The organism is Yonghaparkia sp. Root332, assembly GCF_001425665.1.
In the GTDB taxonomy this organism is placed as follows: domain Bacteria; phylum Actinomycetota; class Actinomycetes; order Actinomycetales; family Microbacteriaceae; genus Microcella.
In genome coordinates this window covers 740,997-759,292 of record NZ_LMCX01000002.1, presented here as the reverse complement: position 1 = coordinate 759,292, position 18,296 = coordinate 740,997, and the positions used below count along the sequence as shown (strand labels likewise).

General features: G+C 70.4%; 11 protein-coding genes and 1 tRNA gene. 3 read left to right on the top strand and 9 right to left on the bottom strand.

Annotation, left to right across the window (positions count from 1 at the left end; genetic code table 11):
* Positions 1 to 21: 21 nt before the first annotated feature.
* The 3 genes from rpsA to polA form a co-directional block, all read right to left on the bottom strand.
* A complete protein-coding gene (gene rpsA / locus ASC54_RS11210) occupies positions 22 to 1,464 on the bottom strand; it encodes a 30S ribosomal protein S1 (RefSeq protein WP_055861240.1) in 1,443 nt (480 codons plus the stop codon).
* Positions 1,465 to 1,688: 224 nt separating this feature from the next.
* Positions 1,689 to 3,353, bottom strand: coding sequence for a DUF885 domain-containing protein (locus ASC54_RS11205; RefSeq protein ID WP_055899075.1), 1,665 nt, complete (start codon positions 3,351 to 3,353; stop codon positions 1,689 to 1,691).
* Positions 3,354 to 3,362: 9 nt separating this feature from the next.
* A complete protein-coding gene (gene polA / locus ASC54_RS11200; protein ID WP_055899072.1) occupies positions 3,363 to 6,032 on the bottom strand; it encodes a DNA polymerase I in 2,670 nt (889 codons plus the stop codon).
* Between the two features lie 79 nt (positions 6,033 to 6,111).
* Between polA and ASC54_RS11195 the strand changes: the two genes are divergently transcribed.
* A complete protein-coding gene (locus tag ASC54_RS11195; protein ID WP_055861232.1) occupies positions 6,112 to 6,537 on the top strand; it encodes a hotdog fold thioesterase in 426 nt (141 codons plus the stop codon).
* A 44-nt stretch (positions 6,538 to 6,581) separates the two neighbouring features.
* Here the strand turns inward: ASC54_RS11195 and ASC54_RS11190 are convergent, their stop codons facing one another.
* Positions 6,582 to 7,217, bottom strand: a complete 636-nt coding sequence (locus tag ASC54_RS11190) for an ANTAR domain-containing response regulator (protein ID WP_055899069.1) — start codon at positions 7,215 to 7,217, stop codon at positions 6,582 to 6,584.
* Positions 7,218 to 7,263: 46 nt separating this feature from the next.
* On the opposite strand from ASC54_RS11190, the gene ASC54_RS11185 reads away from it, so the two are divergent.
* A tRNA-Leu gene (locus ASC54_RS11185) sits at positions 7,264 to 7,346 on the top strand.
* 17 nt (positions 7,347 to 7,363) lie between these two features.
* Here the strand turns inward: ASC54_RS11185 and ASC54_RS11180 are convergent.
* Positions 7,364 to 8,476, bottom strand: a complete 1,113-nt coding sequence (locus ASC54_RS11180; protein ID WP_055899067.1) for an AAA family ATPase — start codon at positions 8,474 to 8,476, stop codon at positions 7,364 to 7,366.
* A 219-nt stretch (positions 8,477 to 8,695) separates the two neighbouring features.
* Between ASC54_RS11180 and ASC54_RS11175 the strand changes: the two genes are divergently transcribed.
* Complete coding sequence (locus ASC54_RS11175) at positions 8,696 to 9,496, top strand: hypothetical protein (protein WP_055861223.1); 801 nt, start codon at positions 8,696 to 8,698, stop codon at positions 9,494 to 9,496.
* Positions 9,497 to 9,597: 101 nt separating this feature from the next.
* On the opposite strand, the gene pyk is transcribed toward ASC54_RS11175, so the two are convergent.
* From pyk to lgt, 4 genes are all read right to left on the bottom strand, one after another.
* Positions 9,598 to 11,055 (bottom strand): pyruvate kinase, encoded by a 1,458-nt coding sequence (gene pyk / locus ASC54_RS11170; RefSeq protein ID WP_055861220.1) that lies wholly within the window; start codon positions 11,053 to 11,055, stop codon positions 9,598 to 9,600.
* A gap of 60 nt (positions 11,056 to 11,115) precedes the next feature.
* Entirely contained in the window at positions 11,116 to 12,573 is a 1,458-nt protein-coding gene (locus ASC54_RS11165) for a glutamate synthase subunit beta (protein ID WP_055899065.1), read from the bottom strand.
* Entirely contained in the window at positions 12,566 to 17,149 is a 4,584-nt protein-coding gene (gltB, locus tag ASC54_RS11160; RefSeq protein ID WP_055861215.1) for a glutamate synthase large subunit, read from the bottom strand. The genes ASC54_RS11165 and gltB overlap by 8 nt, the downstream gene beginning before the upstream one ends.
* Positions 17,150 to 17,264: 115 nt before the next feature.
* Positions 17,265 to 18,281 (bottom strand): prolipoprotein diacylglyceryl transferase, encoded by a 1,017-nt coding sequence (gene lgt / locus ASC54_RS11155; RefSeq protein WP_369813325.1) that lies wholly within the window; start codon positions 18,279 to 18,281, stop codon positions 17,265 to 17,267.
* Positions 18,282 to 18,296: the final 15 nt, after the last annotated feature.

Here is an 18,296-nt window from a genome sequence, read left to right as displayed (position 1 = left end):
GGTGGCTCAGTCGCCTGTCGTTCAGTTGCCCGAGAGCTTCTCGCGCAGAGCGGCGAGCGACTCGTCGTCGGCGAGGGTGCCCGCGCCGGCCGACTCGGAGCTGAAGGTCGAGCCACCGGGGAGGTCGAGCGTCGACTCCTCCGTGAGGGCCGTGGCGACCTGCTTCTTGTGGGCCTCCCAGCGGGCCTGGGCGGCAGCGTAGTCCTGCTCCCACTTGGCGCGCTGCTCCTCGAAGCCGTCCTTCCACTCGCCCGACTCGGGGTCGAAGCCCTCGGGGTACTTGTAGTTGCCGGCCTCGTCGTACTCGGTCGGCATGCCGTACACCGCGGGGTCGAACTCGGCGCCCTCGGGGTCGACGCCCTCGTTGGCCTGCTTGAGGCTCAGCGAGATGCGACGGCGGTCGAGGTCGATGTCGATGACCTTGACGAACACCTCGTCGCCGACCGAGACGATCTGCTCGGCGAGCTCGACGTGCTTGCCCGACAGCTCCGAGATGTGGACGAGGCCCTCGATGCCGTCCGCGACGCGCACGAACGCGCCGAAGGGGACGAGCTTCGTGACCTTGCCCGGCGCGACCTGGCCGATGGCGTGGGTGCGGGCGAAGACCTGCCACGGGTCCTCCTGCGTCGCCTTGAGCGAGAGCGACACGCGCTCGCGCTCGAGGTCGACCTCGAGGATCTCGACGGTGACCTCCTGGCCGACCTCGACGACCTCGCTCGCGTGCTCGATGTGCTTCCAGCTGAGCTCGGAGACGTGCACGAGGCCGTCCACGCCGCCGAGGTCGACGAACGCGCCGAAGTTGACGATCGAGGAGACGACGCCCTTGCGGACCTGGCCCTTGGCGAGGTTGTTGAGGAACGTGGTGCGGCTCTCGGACTGCGTCTGCTCGAGGAGCGCGCGACGCGAGAGGACGACGTTGTTGCGGTTCTTGTCCAGCTCGAGGATCTTCGCCTCGAGCTCCTGGCCGAGGTACGGCGTGAGGTCGCGGACGCGACGCAGCTCGATGAGCGAGGCGGGGAGGAAGCCGCGGAGGCCGATGTCGACGATGAGGCCGCCCTTGACGACCTCGATGACCTGACCGGTCACGACGCCGTCGGCGTCCTTGATCTTCTCGACGTCGCCCCAGGCGCGCTCGTACTGGGCGCGCTTCTTGGACAGGATGAGGCGGCCTTCCTTGTCCTCCTTCTGGAGAACGAGGGCCTCGACGGTGTCGCCGACGCTGACGACCTCGGTGGGGTCGACGTCGTGCTTGATCGAGAGCTCGCGCGAGGGGATGACGCCCTCGGTCTTGTAGCCGACGTCGAGGAGGACCTCGTCGCGGTCGATCTTCACGACGGTGCCTTCGATGAGGTCGCCGTCGTTGAAGAACTTCAGGGTCTTCTCGACCGCGGCCAGGAAGTCTTCAGCAGAGCCGATGTCGTTGATGGCGATCTGCTTGGGGGCCTTGGTCGTTACGGTGGTCATGTAGTGGTTGCTCCGATGCGGACATGGATCGGGCCCGGGGCGACGAGGTGCTGGAAGGTGTCGTCCGGGCGTACGGACAGAACGACGCCAGATTGGCGACCCTCCACCCTATCGCCCCGGCACTCCCCCGGCAAACACGCGATCGGACGACCGCGGCCCCGCCGACTGGTGGTCGACGGGGCCGCGACGATGAGCGGATGCTCGACGCAGGTGAGCGCGACGGCTCAGCCGAGCAGCGCCGACTTCAGCGTGTCGAGGCCGACGCCGCCGAGGTCGAGCGCCTTCTTGTGGAAGGCCTTGTTGGAGAACGCGTCGCCCTCGCGGGCCTTGTACTCGTCGCGGATCTGCTCCCAGATGCGCTGGCCGACCTTGTACGACGGCGCCTGCCCGGGCCAGCCGAGGTAACGGTTGACCTCGAACTGGACGAACCCGTCGTTCATGTTGACGTTCTTGCGCATGAAGGCGAAGGCGTCCTCGCTCGTCCAGACCTTCCCCGTCTCGGGGTGGATCTTGCCGAGGTGCACGCCGATGTCGAGAACGACGCGGGCGGCGCGCATGCGCTGACCGTCGAGCATGCCGAGGCGGTCGGCCGGGTCGTCGAGGTAGCCGAGCTCCTCCATGAGGCGCTCGGCGTAGAGCGCCCAGCCCTCCGCGTGGCCGCTCGTGCCGGCGAGAAGCCGTCGCCACGAGTTGAGCTCGGCGCGGTTGTAGACGGCCTGACCGATCTGCAGGTGGTGGCCGGGAACGCCCTCGTGGTACACGGTCGTGGTCTCGCGCCAGGTGTCGAACGAGTCGACGCCCTCGGGGATCGACCACCACATGCGGCCCGGGCGAGAGAAGTCGTCGGTCGGGCCCGTGTAGTAGATGGCGCCGCCCGGCGTCGGGGCGATCATGCACTCGAGCGCCTTGACGGGCTCGGGGATGTCGAAGTGCGTGCGGGAGAGCTCCTCCACGGCGGTGTCGCTGAGCTGCTGCATCCACTCCTGCAGCGCCTTCCGGCCGTGCAGCTTGCGCGACTCGTCCTTCTCGAGGTGAGCGATGGCCTCCTCGACCGTGGCGCCCGGGAGGATCTCGTTCGCGATGCGCGTCTGCTCCTCGACCATGCGGGCGAGCTCCTGGATGCCCCACTCGTAGGTCTCGTCCAGGTCGATCGTGGCGCCGAGGAAGCGGCGCGACATGAGGCTGTACAGCTCGCGGCCGACCGCGTCCTCCTCACGGGCGGCGGGGGCGAGCTCGTGCTCGAGGAAGTCGCCGAATCGGCCGTAGGCATCGGCGGCCTGCTCGGCGGCGGCGGCGAGCTCCTTCTTGAGACTCTCGGACACCTCGGCTCCGCCGGTGAACTCGGCGAAGAATCCGTCGCGGGCGGCATTGGTGCGCACCTGCGTGAGCACCTCGCGCACCTGGCGGACGGCCGGCGTGTTCTCGTTCGCGATACCCTCGCGCAGCGTCTCGGTGTACCCCTCCAGGGCGTCGGAGACGCGCGTGAGCTTGCGGGCGATGGTCGCCCAGTCCTCCTCCGTCGCGGTCGGCATGAGGTCGTAGATCTCACGGATGCCCTGCGCGGGCGAGGCGAGGACGTTCAGGTCGCGCGCCTCCCACCCGGCCTCGGCGAGCTCGAGCTCGAGGCGGATCTCCGCGGACATGTCGGCGATCGTGACGCGGTCGGTGTCGTCGACGGGAGTGGCGGCCTCGAGCTTGGCGAGGACCTCCCGCCCGGCGGCGTGCATCTGTGCACGACCCGCGGGCGAGTAGTCCTGGTACTCGTCGAGCTTCCCGTCGGCACCGATGTAGGTGGCGAGCTCGGGGCTCAGGGAGACCAGGGTGGCGACCCATTCCTCGGCGATCGTGTCGACCTCGGTGGGCTGGCGGCTGGCGGCGTTGTCAGTCATGCCCCGAGCCTAATGCGCGGCGGCATCCCAGTTCGGGCCCGTTCCCACCTGCACCTCGAGCGGCACGTCGAGGTCGGCGGCCGAGCCCATGCGCGCCCGCACGATCGCCTCGAGGTCCTCCCGCTCGCCGGCGGCGACCTCGAAGACGAGCTCGTCGTGCACCTGCAGGAGCATCCGCGATTCGAGCCGCTGCTCGCGCAGGTCGGCGTCGACGCCGAGCATGGCGATCTTCATGATGTCGGCCGCCGTGCCCTGGATGGGCGCGTTGAGCGCGGCGCGCTCGGCGTTCTCGCGCAGCACGCGGTTGGGAGAGTTGAGGTCGGCGAAGGGGCGCCGGCGGCCGAAGATCGTCTCCGTGTAGCCGTCCTCCTTCGCCTGCACGACGACCGACCGAAGGTAGTCGCGCACCGCCCCGAAGCGCGCGAAGTAGTCGGTCATGAGCTGCTTCGCCTCGGCGCTCGAGATGCGCAGCTGCTTGGAGAGCCCGAAGGCGCTCAGCCCGTAGGCGAGGCCGTAGCTCATCGCCTTGACCTTCGTGCGCATCTCGGGCGTCACGTCGGCCGGCTCGACGCCGAAGATCCGCGAGCCGACGAAGCGATGGAGGTCCTCCCCCGTCGTGAACGCCTCGATGAGACCGGGGTCGCCCGAGAGGTGCGCCATGATGCGCATCTCGATCTGCGAGTAGTCCGCGGTCAGCAGGCCCTCGTAGCCCTCGCCGGCGACGAACGCGGCGCGGATGCGGTGGCCGGCCTCGGTGCGCACCGGGATGTTCTGCAGGTTCGGGTCGGTCGACGAGATGCGGCCCGTCGTCGTCCCGGTCTGGTCGTACGTCGTGTGGATGCGGCCGTCGTCGCCCGTGGCGCGCTCGAGCGTCTCGACCATCTGGCGCAGCTTCGTCGCGTCGCGATGCTGCAGCAGCAGGCCGAGGAACGGGTGCGGATGCGCCTCCTGCAGATCGGCGAGGGCCGCGGCGTCGGTCGAGTATCCCGTCTTGGTCGCCCGCGTCTTCGGCATGCCGAGCTCCTCGAAGAGCACCTGCTGCAGCTGCTTGGGCGAGCCGAGGTTCACCTCGCGGCCGATCTCGGCGTACGCCTTCTCGGCGAGGCCCGCCGCGGTCTCGCCGAGCTCGGCGTTGAGAGCCGTCAGGCCGGCGCGATCGACGGCGATGCCCGCGCGCTCCATCGCAGCGATCACCGGGGTGACGGGCAGCTCGATCGTCGTGAGCACGGTCGCGCTCGAGGGAGCGAGCCGCTCGCGCTGCGCACCGACGATGCGGGCGAGGTACCAGGCGCCCGTCGCCGGCGAGAGCGCCGCGGTGTCGGGCACGAGCTGGTTCGGGTCGGGCTCGGGCAGGCTCTCGCCGAGGATGCTCCCGACGAGCTCGGCGAGCGACTGGGTGCTCGACCCTGGGCGCTCGAGCCACGCCGCGAGAGACGCATCCCAGGCGACGCCCGCGAGCGGCAGGCCGGCGGCGGCGAGGATGCTCGTCGCACGCTTCCCGTCGACGACCAGTTTCGGCTCGTCGCTCGCGAGCCACTGCTCGAGGGCGGTGTAGTCGGGGCGGCCCGCGGCCCAGTTGACGTGCACCGTGTCGGCGCCGGCGGCGAGGCCGAAGCCCTCGAGCGAGCCGAGCGGGGCATCCACCACCAGGGCGATCGGATCGCCGGTGGCGACGGCGGCGCGCAGCCACGCCGCGAGCTCCTCGTCGACGAGGGTGCGGACCGCGGGGGCGTCGGCGGCGGCGGCGGCGGACGGAGCCTCGCCGTCAGCGCTCATGTCGGCGCCCTCCGCGGCGGCGATCTTGAGAACGCGCTCGGTCAGGGTGCGGAACTGCAGGCGCTCGAAGACGCGCTTGACCGCGGCGACATCCATGGGCTTGCGCTCGAGATCGGCGGGCGCGACGGGCAGCTCGACGTCGGTCACGAGGCGGTTGAGGCGGCGGTTTCGCTCGGCGCGGTCGCGCTGCTCGCGCAGGTTGTTGCCGACCACTCCACCGATCTCGTCGGCGTGCGCGAGGAGGTTCTCGAGCGAGCCGTACTGCGTGATCCACTTCACGGCGGTCTTCTCGCCGACCTTGTCGACGCCCGGCAGGTTGTCGCTCGTCTCGCCGACGAGGGCCGCGATCTCGGGGTACTGCTCGGGGTTGATGCCGTAGCGCTCGCGCACCGCGTCGGCGTCGTAGCGCTTGAGCTCGGAGACGCCGCGCGCGTTCGGGTAGAGCAGGGTCACGCGATCGTTGACGAGCTGGATCGTGTCGCGGTCGCCCGACACGACGAGCACGTCGAAGCCCTGCTCGCCGCCCTGGTGCGCGAGCGTGGCGAGAATGTCGTCGGCCTCGAAGTCTTCCTTCGTGATCGTCGTCACGTTCATCGCCGCGAGCGCCTCTTGCAGCAGAGGCACCTGGCCCACGAACTCGGGCGGAGTCTCGCCGCGCGTGCCCTTGTACTCGGGGTACTCGCGCGTGCGGAACGAGTAGCGCGAGATGTCGAAGGCGACGGCGACGTGCGTCGGTTTCTCCTTCGCGAGCAGCCCGAGGAACATCGAGATGAAGCCGTGGATCGCGTTCGTGTGCTGGCCGTCATGCGTGACGAAGCTGTCGATCGGCAGGGCGTAGAACGCCCGGAAGGCCAGCGAATGGCCGTCGACGATGAGAAGGGTAGGCTTTGCTGAGTCCGTCACGGGGCCAGCCTAACGGGGCGCTCCGACACCTCAGGAGGGGGCCGGGAGCCGCTCTCCGCGACCTCTTCGAAGGACCTCGATGACGCTGTTCCCCGCCGATCTCGACCCGGAGCTCTACGACCGCCTCATCGCCTCGGGTGGAGGAGCGCTCACCCGCAAGATGGGCATCGAGTTCGTCGAGCTGGGCGCCGAGCGATCGGTGGCGCGGATGCCCGTCGAGGGCAACACGCAGGTCATCGGTCTGCTGCACGGCGGCGCGCACGTCGTGCTCGGCGAGAGCCTCGGCTCGATCTCATCGGCGATCCACGCCGGGCCCGGGCGCTACGCCGTCGGCATCGAGATCAACGCGACCCACTCGCGCTCGACCACCTCTGGCTGGGTCGAGGGCACGTGCACCGCGCTCTCGCTCGGGCGCACCCTCGCGACGCACGAGATCGTCATCCGCGACGAGGAGGGCCGACGGCTCTCCACGGTGCGCATGACGAACATGCTGCGCGACCGCTGAGCGCGCGGGCGCACCGGTTCGACCGCGGGGCGGCCGGCCGCCGATCAGTCGTCGGCAGGGGCCTTCTTGGGCGCATCCTTCTTCGGCGACAGCTGCTCGATGACGGCCTGCGCGACCGCGTGCATCGTCGTGCGGCGATCCATCGACGCCTTCTGGATCCAGCGGAAGGCCTCGGGCTCGGTCAGGCCCATGCGCTCGTTGAGCAGGCCCTTCGCGCGGTCGACGAGCTTGCGGGTCTCGAAGCGCTCGACGAGGTCGGCGACCTCGGTCTCGAGGGTGAGGATCTGCTGGTACCGGCTCAGCGCGATCTCGATCGCGGGAAGCAGGTCGTTCGGGGTGAAGGGCTTCACGACGTAGGCGAGAGCGCCGGCCTCGCTCGCCTGCTCGACGAGCTCCTTCTGCGAGAACGCGGTCAGCAGGACGACGGGCGCGATGTGGTTCTCGCTCAGGCGCTTGGCGGCCTCGATACCGTCCATCTGCGGCATGCGGATGTCCATGACGACGAGGTCGGGGCGCAGCTCGGTCGCGAGCGCGACGGCGGTCTCGCCATCTCCGGCCTCCCCCACGACGTCGAAGCCGTTGTCGCGGAGGATCTCCACGATGTCCATGCGGATCAGCGACTCGTCCTCGGCGACGATGACACGGCGGGGGGCGACGGTGCTCTGTTCCTGGTCACTCACGGAAATGAGCCTACGGTATGGTCGAGCCGTCGGGCCCTGGGCCCGCGCCGGCTTGGCGGAATGGCAGACGCGGCGCACTCAAAATGCGCTGTCCGAGAGGACGTGTGGGTTCGAGCCCCACAGCCGGTACGGTCCGGATCGCGCTCTCACCCGCGCGTCGGCCACGACCAGGCCGCGCCCTCGAGCGGCAGCACCCCGCGCACGGCGGTGGCGAGCCCATGGCGCTCGAGCTCGACCAGGCCTGCGGACGGAGCGAGCGAGCGGACGAGGGGCTCGGCGTGCGAGACGACGACGACCTGCGTCGAGCGCGCGGCCCGCTCGATGAGCGAACCGAGGGCGGGCAGCAGACTCGGATGCAGACTCGCCTCCGGCTCGTTGAGCACCATCAGCCCGGGCGGGCGCGGCGACAGGAGCGCGGTCGACAGCAGGAGGAAGCGCAGCATCCCGTCGCTGAGCTCGGATGCCTCGAACCAGCGCGGCGCACCCGCCTGCCGCAGCCCCACGCGCGCGATGCCGCGGTCGTCCTCCTCGACGACGGCCTGAGCGCCGTCGAAGGCGGAGGCCAGCGCCGACTGCAGAGCATCGGCATCACCGACCCGCATCAGCGTCGCCAGCGCACCGGGGAGAGTGCCGCCGTCGCCGGAGAGGACGGGAGTGAAGGTCGCTGGTCCCGGACGACGAGCGGGCGCGTCCGGGTCGGTGCGCAGAGCGTCGTAGAACCGCCACCCCCGCGCGCGCTCGCGGAGCGCGAACAGCTCCGGCGCGGCCTGCGGGTCGGCGAGAGTGGCCAGCATCGATTCCGTCGCGCTCACCGACCACGGGGCGACCGCGAGGTGGCCGTCGTCGTCGCGCACACGGACCCGGAGCGACCGACGATCGGCGGCGATCGTCGACGGACGCAGGGTCGGCCCCGACCACACCGCCTCCGTCTTCACCTCCGGGTCCAGAGGGAACGGGCTCACCCCCGGTTGCGGCAGCCCCAGGTCGATCGCGTAGGACAGCTCGTCGGCGGCGAACCCGAGTCGCATCGAGACGGGTGCTGCTCCGCGCGAGCCCGCATGGAGCGCGCTGCGGAAGCCTCCCTCGGCGGCCAGAGAGGTCAGCGCGCCCGCTCGGACGATCTCGGACACCAGCCGCAGCGCCCGGTAGACGTTCGACTTCCCGCTGCCGTTCGGGCCCGTCACCACCGTCAGCGGCGAGAGCTCGATGGCCAGGCTCCGCAGGGAGCGGTACTGCTCGACGGCGAAGACACGCAGCATGCCCCCACCCTACGAGCGACCGCCGACTTCGAGCCGGGCCGCCTCCCCCGGCGGCGACTGCGCGGGATCGCGGTGACAGCGACCCTGCCCCGTCGTCGCGCGCGTGCCGGCACGGAGTCTGACCGCACCGTGGATGCGTTCCGATGGTCTCCTGGGAAATCAACCCCGGTGCGGCATCGCTTCGGATGCTCTTGGCTGGAGACAAGAAGGAGGTCCACCATGACGTCAGCCAACGACCGGGACCGCATCGACGGCCCCCGAGAGACCACGCACGACGACCCCCGCATCGACCGGGATCTCGACGGGCGGGACGACCGCACCGAGGCGCTCCACCGGGACCGGATCGACCGCGACCACGACGGAGTCGACGACCGCCGCGAGGCGGCTCCCGTCGTCGCCGACACCGGCCGCCACGGCGCCCCCGACCACGTCGAGGACCCCCGTCTCGTGCAGCGAGAGATGATCGCGCGCGAGAAGGAGGAGTTCGGCGGCATCAAGTGGGGCTCGGCGTTCTTCGGCTGGCTCGCCGCCGTCGGCACCGGCGTGCTGCTCACGGCGCTCGTCGCCGGGACCGGAACGGCGCTCGGTCTCGCGACCGACACGACCGCGGAGGAGGCCGTCGAGGGCGCGGCGCAGGGCACCGACACCGTCGGCATCATCGGCGCCGTGCTGCTCGCGCTCGTGATCTTCATCGCCTACTACGCCGGCGGCTACGTCGCCGGGCGCATGGCGCGCCTCGATGGCGCGAAGCAGGGCCTCGCCGTGTGGCTGTGGGCCCTCGTGATCGCGATCGTCGTCGCGATCATCGGCGCGATCGGAGGCGCCGAGTTCAACATCCTCGCGAACGTCAACGGGTTCCCGCGCCTGCCCATCGGCGAGGGTGAGCTCACCACGATCGGCATCATCACGGCTGTCGTCGTGGCGCTCGTCAGCCTCGGCGGCGCGGTGCTCGGCGGTCTCGCCGGCATGCGCTTCCACCGGCGCGTCGACCGCGCGGGCCTCGGCCTCACTCGCCGCTAGCGGGGTGGTCGCCGCGGCGACCGTGACCTCCGGCAGCGGATGCGCGAACGGGGTGCGACCATCAGGTCGCACCCCGTTCATGGTCCGCGGACGAAGAGGGATCAGTCGGCGTGGTCGCCGCTCTCCCAGACCGGGGCCTTGGCGTGGATCGCGTCGCCGATCGTGTGCACGCGGATGTCGTTCGTGGAGCCCGGGATGCCGGGAGGGGACCCGGAGATCACGACGACCTTGTCGCCGATCTCGGCGAGACCCGCGTCGAGCAGCGCGACGTCGACCTGGTGGTACATCGCGTCGGTGTGCGTCACGCGCTCCACGAGGAACGACTGGATGCCCCACGTGAGCGCCATGCGGCGCTGGATCGCGGCATCCGGCGTGAACGCCTTCATCGGGATGCGGAACCGCAGCCGCGACATGCGTCGGGCCGAGTCGCCGGACTCGGTGAACACGCACACATACTTCGCGTCGACGAAGTCCGCGACCTCGGCGGCGGCGAGCGTGATGGCGCCGCCCTGCGTGCGCGGCTTGGTGCCGAGCGGCGGGATGCGCTCGAGACCGTGCTCCTCGGTCGACTCGACGATGCGGGCCATGGTCGACACGGTGATGACCGGGAACTCCCCCACGCTCGTCTCGCCCGAGAGCATGACGGCGTCGGCGCCGTCGAGGACGGCGTTCGCGACGTCGGAGGTCTCCGCGCGCGTCGGGATGGGGCTCGAGATCATCGACTCGAGCATCTGCGTCGCGACGATGACGGGCTTGGCCATCCGGCGCGCGAGCTCGACGGCGCGCTTCTGCACGATCGGCACGGCCTCGAGGGGCAGCTCGACGCCGAGGTCGCCTCGGGCCACCATGATGCCGTCGAACGCGTCGACGATCTCCTCGAGGGCATCCACCGCCTGGGGCTTCTCGATCTTCGCGATGACGGGGATGGTGCGCCCCTCCTCGGCCATGATCTCGTGCACGCGCACGACGTCCGAGGCGTTGCGGACGAACGAGAGGGCGATGTAGTCGGCGCCGAGCTTGAGGCCCCAGCGCAGGTCGTCCTCGTCCTTCTCCGACAGCGCGGGCACGTTGACCGCGACGCCGGGGAGGTTGATGCCCTTGTTGTTGGAGACGGGGCCCGCCACGACGACCTCGGTGCGCACGCGCACGCCGTCGGTGTCGAGCACCTTCACCTTGACCTTGCCGTCGTCGATGAGCAGGAAGTCGCCGGGCTTGACGTCGCCGGGCAGGCCCTTGAACGTCGTGCCGACGAGCTCCTTCGTGCCGAGCACGTCTTCGGTCGTGATCGTGAAGACGTCGCCCTCGGCGAGCTCGTGAGGGCCGTTCTCGAACTTGCCGAGACGGATCTTCGGGCCCTGCAGGTCGACGAGGACCGCGACGGGGCGGGCGGAGTCCTGGGCCGCCTGCCGGACGTTGCGGTAGACCTCCTCGTGCACGGCGTAGCTTCCGTGGCTGAGGTTCATGCGGGCGACGTCGACGCCCGCCTCGATGATGGCTCGGATGTTCTCGTAGCTCGAGGTCGCCGGCCCGAGGGTCGCGACGATCTTTGCTCGTCTCATAACTTCCTTATTCGTGGGGTGGTGGTAGAGGTGGTGCTGCCGCCCCGAGGGGCGGTCGTCTCAGACGGCCAGGGCGCGATCGGTGGCCCTGACGGGTGCCGGGAGGTCGGTGCGTCCCTCCAGGAATCGGTCGACCTCGGCGGCGACGGCGCGCCCCTCCGCGATCGCCCAGACGATGAGCGAGGCGCCGCGGCCGGCGTCCCCCGCGACGAACACGCCCGACTCGCTGGTCGTGTAGTCGGCAGCGCGCGCGACGGTGCCGCGGTCGTCGATCGGGAGGGCGAGCTGCTCGTCGAGCGTCGCGCGCTCCACGCCTGTGAAGCCGAGGGCGAGCAGCACGAGGTCGGCGGGGATCTCGCGCTCGGTTCCGGCCTTCGGGATGCGCCGGCCGTCGACGTACTCGGTCTCGGCGACGCGCAGCGCGCGCACCTCGCCCGCGCCGTTGGTGAGGAACTCCACGGTCGAGGCGAGGTACATGCGCTCGCCGCCCTCCTCGTGGGCGCTCTGCACCTCGAAGAGCGTCGGCTGCAGCGGCCAGGGCTGGTTCGCGGGGCGCTCGGCGGGCGGCTGGACGCCGATGGCGAGGTTGGTGACCGAGAGGGCGCCCTGGCGGTGCGCGGTGCCGATGCAGTCGGCGCCCGTGTCGCCGCCGCCGAGGACGACGACGTGCTTCCCCTCGGCCGTGATCTGCTCGGGAACGCGGTCGCCGGCCTGCACGCGGTTGGACTGCGCGAGGTACTCCATCGCGAAGTGCACGCCGAGCGCGTCGCGGCCGGGGATCGGCAGATCGCGCGGAACGGGCGCGCCGGTGGCGACGATGACGGCGTCGTAGCGCGAGCGCAGATCGCTCCAGCTGATGTCGCGGCCGATCTCGACGCCGGCGCGGAATCGCGTGCCCTCGGCCTGCATCTGCGTCAGGCGGGCATCGAGGTGACGCTTCTCCATCTTGAAATCGGGGATGCCGTACCGGAGCAGGCCGCCGATCCGGTCATCCTTCTCGAAGACGGCGACGGTGTGACCGGCGCGGGTGAGCTGCTGCGCCGCGGCGAGGCCGGCCGGGCCGGAGCCGACCACGGCGACGGTCTTGCCGGTGAGCCGCTCGGGCGGGACGGGCTGGACCCACCCGTTCTGCCAGGCCTGCTCGATGATCGACGCCTCGACCTGCTTGATCGTGACGGGCGGCTGGTTGATGCCGAGCACGCACGAGGCCTCGCACGGGGCGGGGCACAGCTTGCCGGTGAACTCCGGGAAGTTGTTCGTCGCGTGGAGGCGCTCGATGGCCTGACGGCCCTCGCCGCGCCACGTGAGGTCGTTCCACTCGGGGATGAGGTTGCCGAGCGGGCAGCCCTGGTGGCAGAACGGGATGCCGCAGTCCATGCACCGGCCGGCCTGGCGCTTGAGGACGGCGGAGTCGCCGGCCTCATACACCTCCTTCCAGTCCATGAGACGGATCGGCACCGGTCGACGGGGCGGGAGCTCGCGCTCGGGGACGTTGATGAAGCCGCGGTGGTCAGCCACCGGTCACCTCCAGGATGCGGCCCCACACGACGTCGCCGTCGGGGTCGAGGCCTTCGTCGAGCGCGGTCTGCCGCGTCGCGAGGACGGCGGCGTAGTCGCGTGGGAGAACCTTCACGAAGCGGTCGAGCGCGGCGTCGCCCTCGGCGATCAGGCGGGCGGCGAGGGCCGACTCCGTCTCGTCGTGATGGCGCCGCAGGAGCGCGGAGAGCTCGGCGCGGTCGTCGGCGTCCAGCGGGAGGAGCTCGAGCTCTCCGCTGTCGAGGGCGTCGCGGTTGACGCGCTCGCGGCGCAGGTCGTGCACGTAGGCGATGCCGCCGGACATCCCTGCTCCGAGGTTGCGCCCGGTGGAGCCGAGGATGACGGCGCGGCCGCCGGTCATGTACTCGAGCGCGTGGTCGCCCACGCCCTCCACGACCGCGGTCGCGCCGGAGTTGCGCACGAGGAACCGCTCGCCGACGATGCCGCGGATGAACATCTCGCCGCTCGTCGCCCCGTAGCCGATGACGTTGCCGGCGATGACGTTGCGCTCGGCGTGGAAGACGGCGTCGCGCGCGGGGCGCACGATGACGCACCCGCCCGAGAGGCCCTTGCCGACGTAGTCGTTGCTGTCGCCGTAGAGGCGCAGCGTGATGCCGCCCGGCATGAAGGCGCCGAGGCTCTGCCCGGCCGAGCCGGAGAGCGTCACGTCGATCGTGTCGGGCGCGAGGCCCATCTCGCCGTGCTTCATCGTCACGTGGTGGCCGAGCATCGTGCCGACCGCCCGCTCGGTGTTGCGGATCGGCAGGTCGATGCGCACCGGATGCCCGTGCTCGAGGGCATCGGCGCTCAGGCGGATCAGCTCGTTGTCGAAGTGCTCCTCGAGCTCGTGGTCCTGCTCCTCGCGCTTGGTGCGCGGGGCCGTCTCGTCGAACGCGGGGCCCGAGAGGATCGGCGAGAGGTCGAGCCCGTCGGCCTTCCAGTGCCGGATCGCGCGGTCGACGTCGAGCAGCTCGGCGTGGCCGATCGCCTCCTCGAGGCTCCGGAATCCGAGGGCCGCGAGGTACTCGCGCACCTCCTGGGCGAGGAACTCGAAGAAGGTGATGACGAACTCGGGCGTGCCCGTGAACCGCTTGCGCAGCTCGGGGTTCTGCGTCGCGACGCCCACGGGGCAGGTGTCGAGGTGGCAGACGCGCATGAGGATGCAGCCCGAGACGACCATCGGCGCGGTCGCGAAGCCGAACTCCTCGGCCCCCAGCAGCGCCGCGATGATGACGTCGCGGCCGGTCTTCATCTGACCGTCGGCCTGGACGGTGACGCGCCCGCGCATGTTGTTGAGCATGAGCGTCTGCTGCGCCTCGGCGAGACCGAGCTCCCACGGGGTGCCGGCGTGCTTGAGAGAGTTCAGCGGGCTGGCTCCCGTGCCGCCGTCGTGGCCGGAGATCAGGATGACGTCGGCCTTCGCCTTCGCGACGCCCGCCGCGACCGCCCCGATGCCGGACTGACTCACGAGCTTGACGTGGATGCGCGCGCTCGGGTTCGACCGCTTGAGATCGAAGATGAGCTGCTTGAGATCCTCGATCGAGTAGATGTCGTGGTGCGGCGGGGGCGAGATGAGCCCGACGCCCGCGGTGCCGTGGCGCAGCCGCGCGATCCACGGGTACACCTTGTTGGCCGGCAGCTGCCCGCCCTCGCCGGGCTTCGCGCCCTGCGCCATCTTGATCTGGATGTCGTCGGCGTGGCTCAGGTAGAGGCTCGTGACGCCGAAGCGGCCCGACGCGACCTGCTTGATCGCGCTGCGCTTCTCGGGGTCGAGGAGGCGCTCGGGGCTCTCGCCGCCCTCGCCGGTGTTGCTGCGGCCGCCGATGCGGTTCATCGCCACGGCGAGCGTCTCGTGCATCTCGGGGCTGATCGCGCCCATGCTCATCGCGCCCGTCGTGAAGCGGGAGATGATCGACTCGACCGACTCGACCTCGTCGATCGGCACGGGGCGTCGGTCCTCCGTCCTGAGACGGAAGAGCCCGCGCAAGGTCATGAGGTTCTCGGCCTGCTCGTCGACCGCGCGCGTGTAGTCGCGGAAGATGTCGTACCGCTTCTCGCGCGTCGCGTGCTGGAGGCGGAAGACCGTCTCCGGGTTGAACAGGTGCGGCGGACCCTCGCGGCGCCACTGGTACTCGCCGCCGGTCTGGAGGCGCTCGTGCGGGTTCACGGGGGCGGATGCGGGGTACGCGAGGGCGTGCCTGCGGGCGTTCTCCTCCGCGATCGTCTCGATCCCGACCCCGCCGAGCACGCTCGAGGTGCCGGTGAAGTAGCGGTCGACGAACTCCTGGCTCAGACCGACGGCCTCGAACGCCTGAGCGCCGGCGTAGGAGCCGACCGTCGAGATCCCCATCTTCGACATGATCTTCAGCACGCCCTTGCCGAGCGCCTTGATGACGTTGCGGACGGCCTTCTCGGGAGTGATCCCCGTGATCATGCCGCTGCGGACGAGGTTCTCGACCGTCTCCATCGCGAGGTAGGGGTTGATCGCCGACGCGCCGTAGCCGATCAGCACGGCGCAGTGGTGGACCTCGCGGACGTCGCCCGCTTCGACGATAAGGCCGACCTGCATGCGCTTCTCGGTGCGGATGAGGTGGTGGTGCACTGCGGCGAGCATGAGCAGCGAGGGCACGGGGGCGAGATCGGCGGTCGAGTCGCGGTCGCTCAGCACGATGAACTCGGCGCCGTCGGCGATCGCCTCGTCGACCTCCGCGCACATCGCGGCGATGCGCTTCTCGAGGGCCTTCGGGCCCTTGTCGACGCGGTAGAGGCCCTTGATCGTCGTCGTGAGCGAGCTGCCGGGTCGCGAGTCGATGTGCTGGATCTTCGCGAGCTCGTCGTTGTCGATGATCGGGAAGTCGAGCACGACCTGCCGCGCGTGCCGCGGAGTCGCCGTGAGCAGGTTGCGCTCGGGCCCGAGGCCGAGCCGCATGGAGGTCACGACCTCCTCGCGGATCGAGTCGAGCGGCGGGTTCGTGACCTGCGCGAACTGCTGAGTGAAGTAGTCGAAGATCAGGCGCGGTCGCTCGGAGAGCACGGCTATCGGCGTGTCGGAGCCCATCGCGCCGAGCGGCTCGGCCCCCGCCGATGCCATGGGCGCCAGGAGGACGCGCACCTCCTCCTCCGTGTAGCCGAAGGTGCGCTGGCGGCGGACGATCGAGGCGGGGGTGTGCACGATGTGCTCCCGCTCCGGGAGGTCGCGCAGGTTGATGCGCTGAGCGTCGAGCCACTCGCCCCACGGCTCGGCGGAGGCGAGCTGCGACTTGATCTCGTCGTCCTCGATGAGACGGCCCTCGACCGTGTCGACGAGGAACATCTTCCCCGGGCGCAGGCGGCCCTTGCGGACGATGCGACTCGGCTCGATGTCGAGCACGCCGATCTCGGACGCGAGCACGACGAGGCCGTCATCGGTGACGAGGAAGCGCCCGGGGCGCAGTCCGTTGCGGTCGAGCGTCGCGCCGACGAGGGACCCGTCGGTGAAGACGAGCGCCGCGGGGCCGTCCCACGGCTCCATGAGCATGCCGTGGTACTCGTAGAAGTCGCGCAGCGCGGGGTCGATGTCGGTCTGGTTCTCCCACGCCTCCGGCACCATCATCATGATCGCGTGCGGGAGGCTGCGCCCGCCGAGGGTCAGCAGCTCCACGACCTCGTCGAAGGAGGCCGAGTCGCTCGCGCCCGGGGTGACGATGGGGAAGACGTCGCGGAGGTCGCCGAAGACCTCGCTCTCCAGCTGCGACTGCCGGGCGCGCATCCAGTTGCGGTTGCCCTGCACGGTGTTGATCTCGCCGTTGTGGGCGATCAAGCGGAAGGGCTGCGCGAGCGGCCACGAGGGGAAGGTGTTCGTGGAGTAGCGCGAGTGGACGAGCGCGAGCCGGGACGTGAAGCGCTCGTCGCTCAGGTCGGGGTAGAACGGCTCGAGCTGGAGGGTCGTGACCATGCCCTTGTAGACGAGGGTGCGGCACGACAGCGACGGGAAGTAGGAGCCGAGCTCGCGCTCGGCGCGCTTGCGAAGCCGGAAGGTCTGCAGATCCAGCGCGACGCCCGAGAACGGCTGACCGTCGGCGGTCGATCGCGTGGAGCGCACGAAGAGCTGCTCGAAGGCCGGCATCGCGGCGCGGGCGAGGTTGCCGATGTGCGAGGCGTCGACGGGCACCTCTCGCCAGCCGATGACCGCAAGCCCCTCCTGCTCGGCGATCGCCTCGATCCCCTCCTTCTCGCGAGCGCGCTCGGTGTCATCGATGGGGAGGAAGGCCGTTCCGACGGCGTAGCGACCGGCGGCGGGGAGCTCGAACGGCGCGACGGCGCGCAGGAAGGCATCGGGGATCTGCGTGATGATGCCGGCGCCGTCACCCGTTCCCGCGTCGGACCCGACCGCACCGCGGTGCTCGAGGTTGCGCAGTGCGTCGAGCGCGGCCTGGATGATGTCGTGCCCGGCCGTGCCGCGCAGCGTCGCGACCATGGCGAGGCCGCAGGCGTCGCGCTCGCGCTCGGGGTCGTAGAGACCCTGGGCGGCGGGAACACCCGAGAACCGCTGGTAGGGCTGCTGCTGGATGCGATCCATGGGGAACCGTCCTCACGTGGTGCTGGGGAGGCGGGACGTCATCGGCCCGATGGAAGAGGTGCGCGCGGTGCGCGGCGCGGCTGCGGGAGCCCGGGGGTCGTCAGGGTGCGGGCTCCTACGACCGAGTGGTGGCTTCGCTTGTGGCGCGTGACGATCCGGTGGTGGCGGAGACGAGCGCGGCGCCATTGCCGTCGTCGTCGGTCTCTGTGTAGACGTCTTCGGAGTCTACCCCAGCATCTTCCGTCCACTCGCGACCGGCGACGTAGGGGCTGGGCTCCGCTCCCGGGTGCCGGCGGCGCTGCACGATCACGATCACGATGCCGATCACGACGGCCAGCCAGGCGGCCCAGACGTTCACCCGGATCCCGAGGAAGAGCTCGCTGGGGTCGAGGCGGATCGACTCGAAGACGCTGCGGCCGACGCCGTACCAGATCAGGTAGCCGCCGAGAAGCTTGCCCCAGTGCACGCGGAGCCGACCATCCAGCAGCAGCAGGACGGCGACGCCCGCGAGGTTCCAGATGATCTCGTACAGGAAGGTCGGGTGGAAGAGAGTGGACTCGGGCAGACCGATCGGGATGGCGTCGTTGGGGCGGTCGATCTCCAGGCCCCACGGCAGGTCGGTCGGCAGGCCGAAGAGCTCTTGGTTGAACCAGTTGCCCAGCCGCCCGAAGGCCTGCGCGAGGAGGAGCCCCGGCGCGAGGGCGTCGGCGAAGGACCAGAAGCGGATGCCCGTGACGCGGCAGCCGATCCAGACGCCGATCGCGCCTCCGATCAGCGCCCCGAAGATGGCCATGCCTCCCTCCCAGATGCGCAGCGTCGCCCAGAGGTCGGCCCCCTCGAAGAAGTAGTCGTCCGGGTGGGTGAGCACGTGGTACACCCGGCCGCCGATGATGCCGAGCGGAACGGCGAAGAGCGCGATGTCGAGCGTGATCCACGGCTCGGCGCCGCGACGCGAGAGCCGGTGGTTGGTCAGCATCGTGGCGGCCACGATGCCGAGGAGGATGCACAGCGCGTAGGCGTAGATCGAGACGTCCCAGGAGAACCAGGTCAGACCGAGGTCGCGCAGCCACTGGCCGAGGTTGAAGACCTGCCACTCGTCGCTCGGGCTGGGGATGCTGAGGGGGTGGATCACAGTGGGAGGACCTTT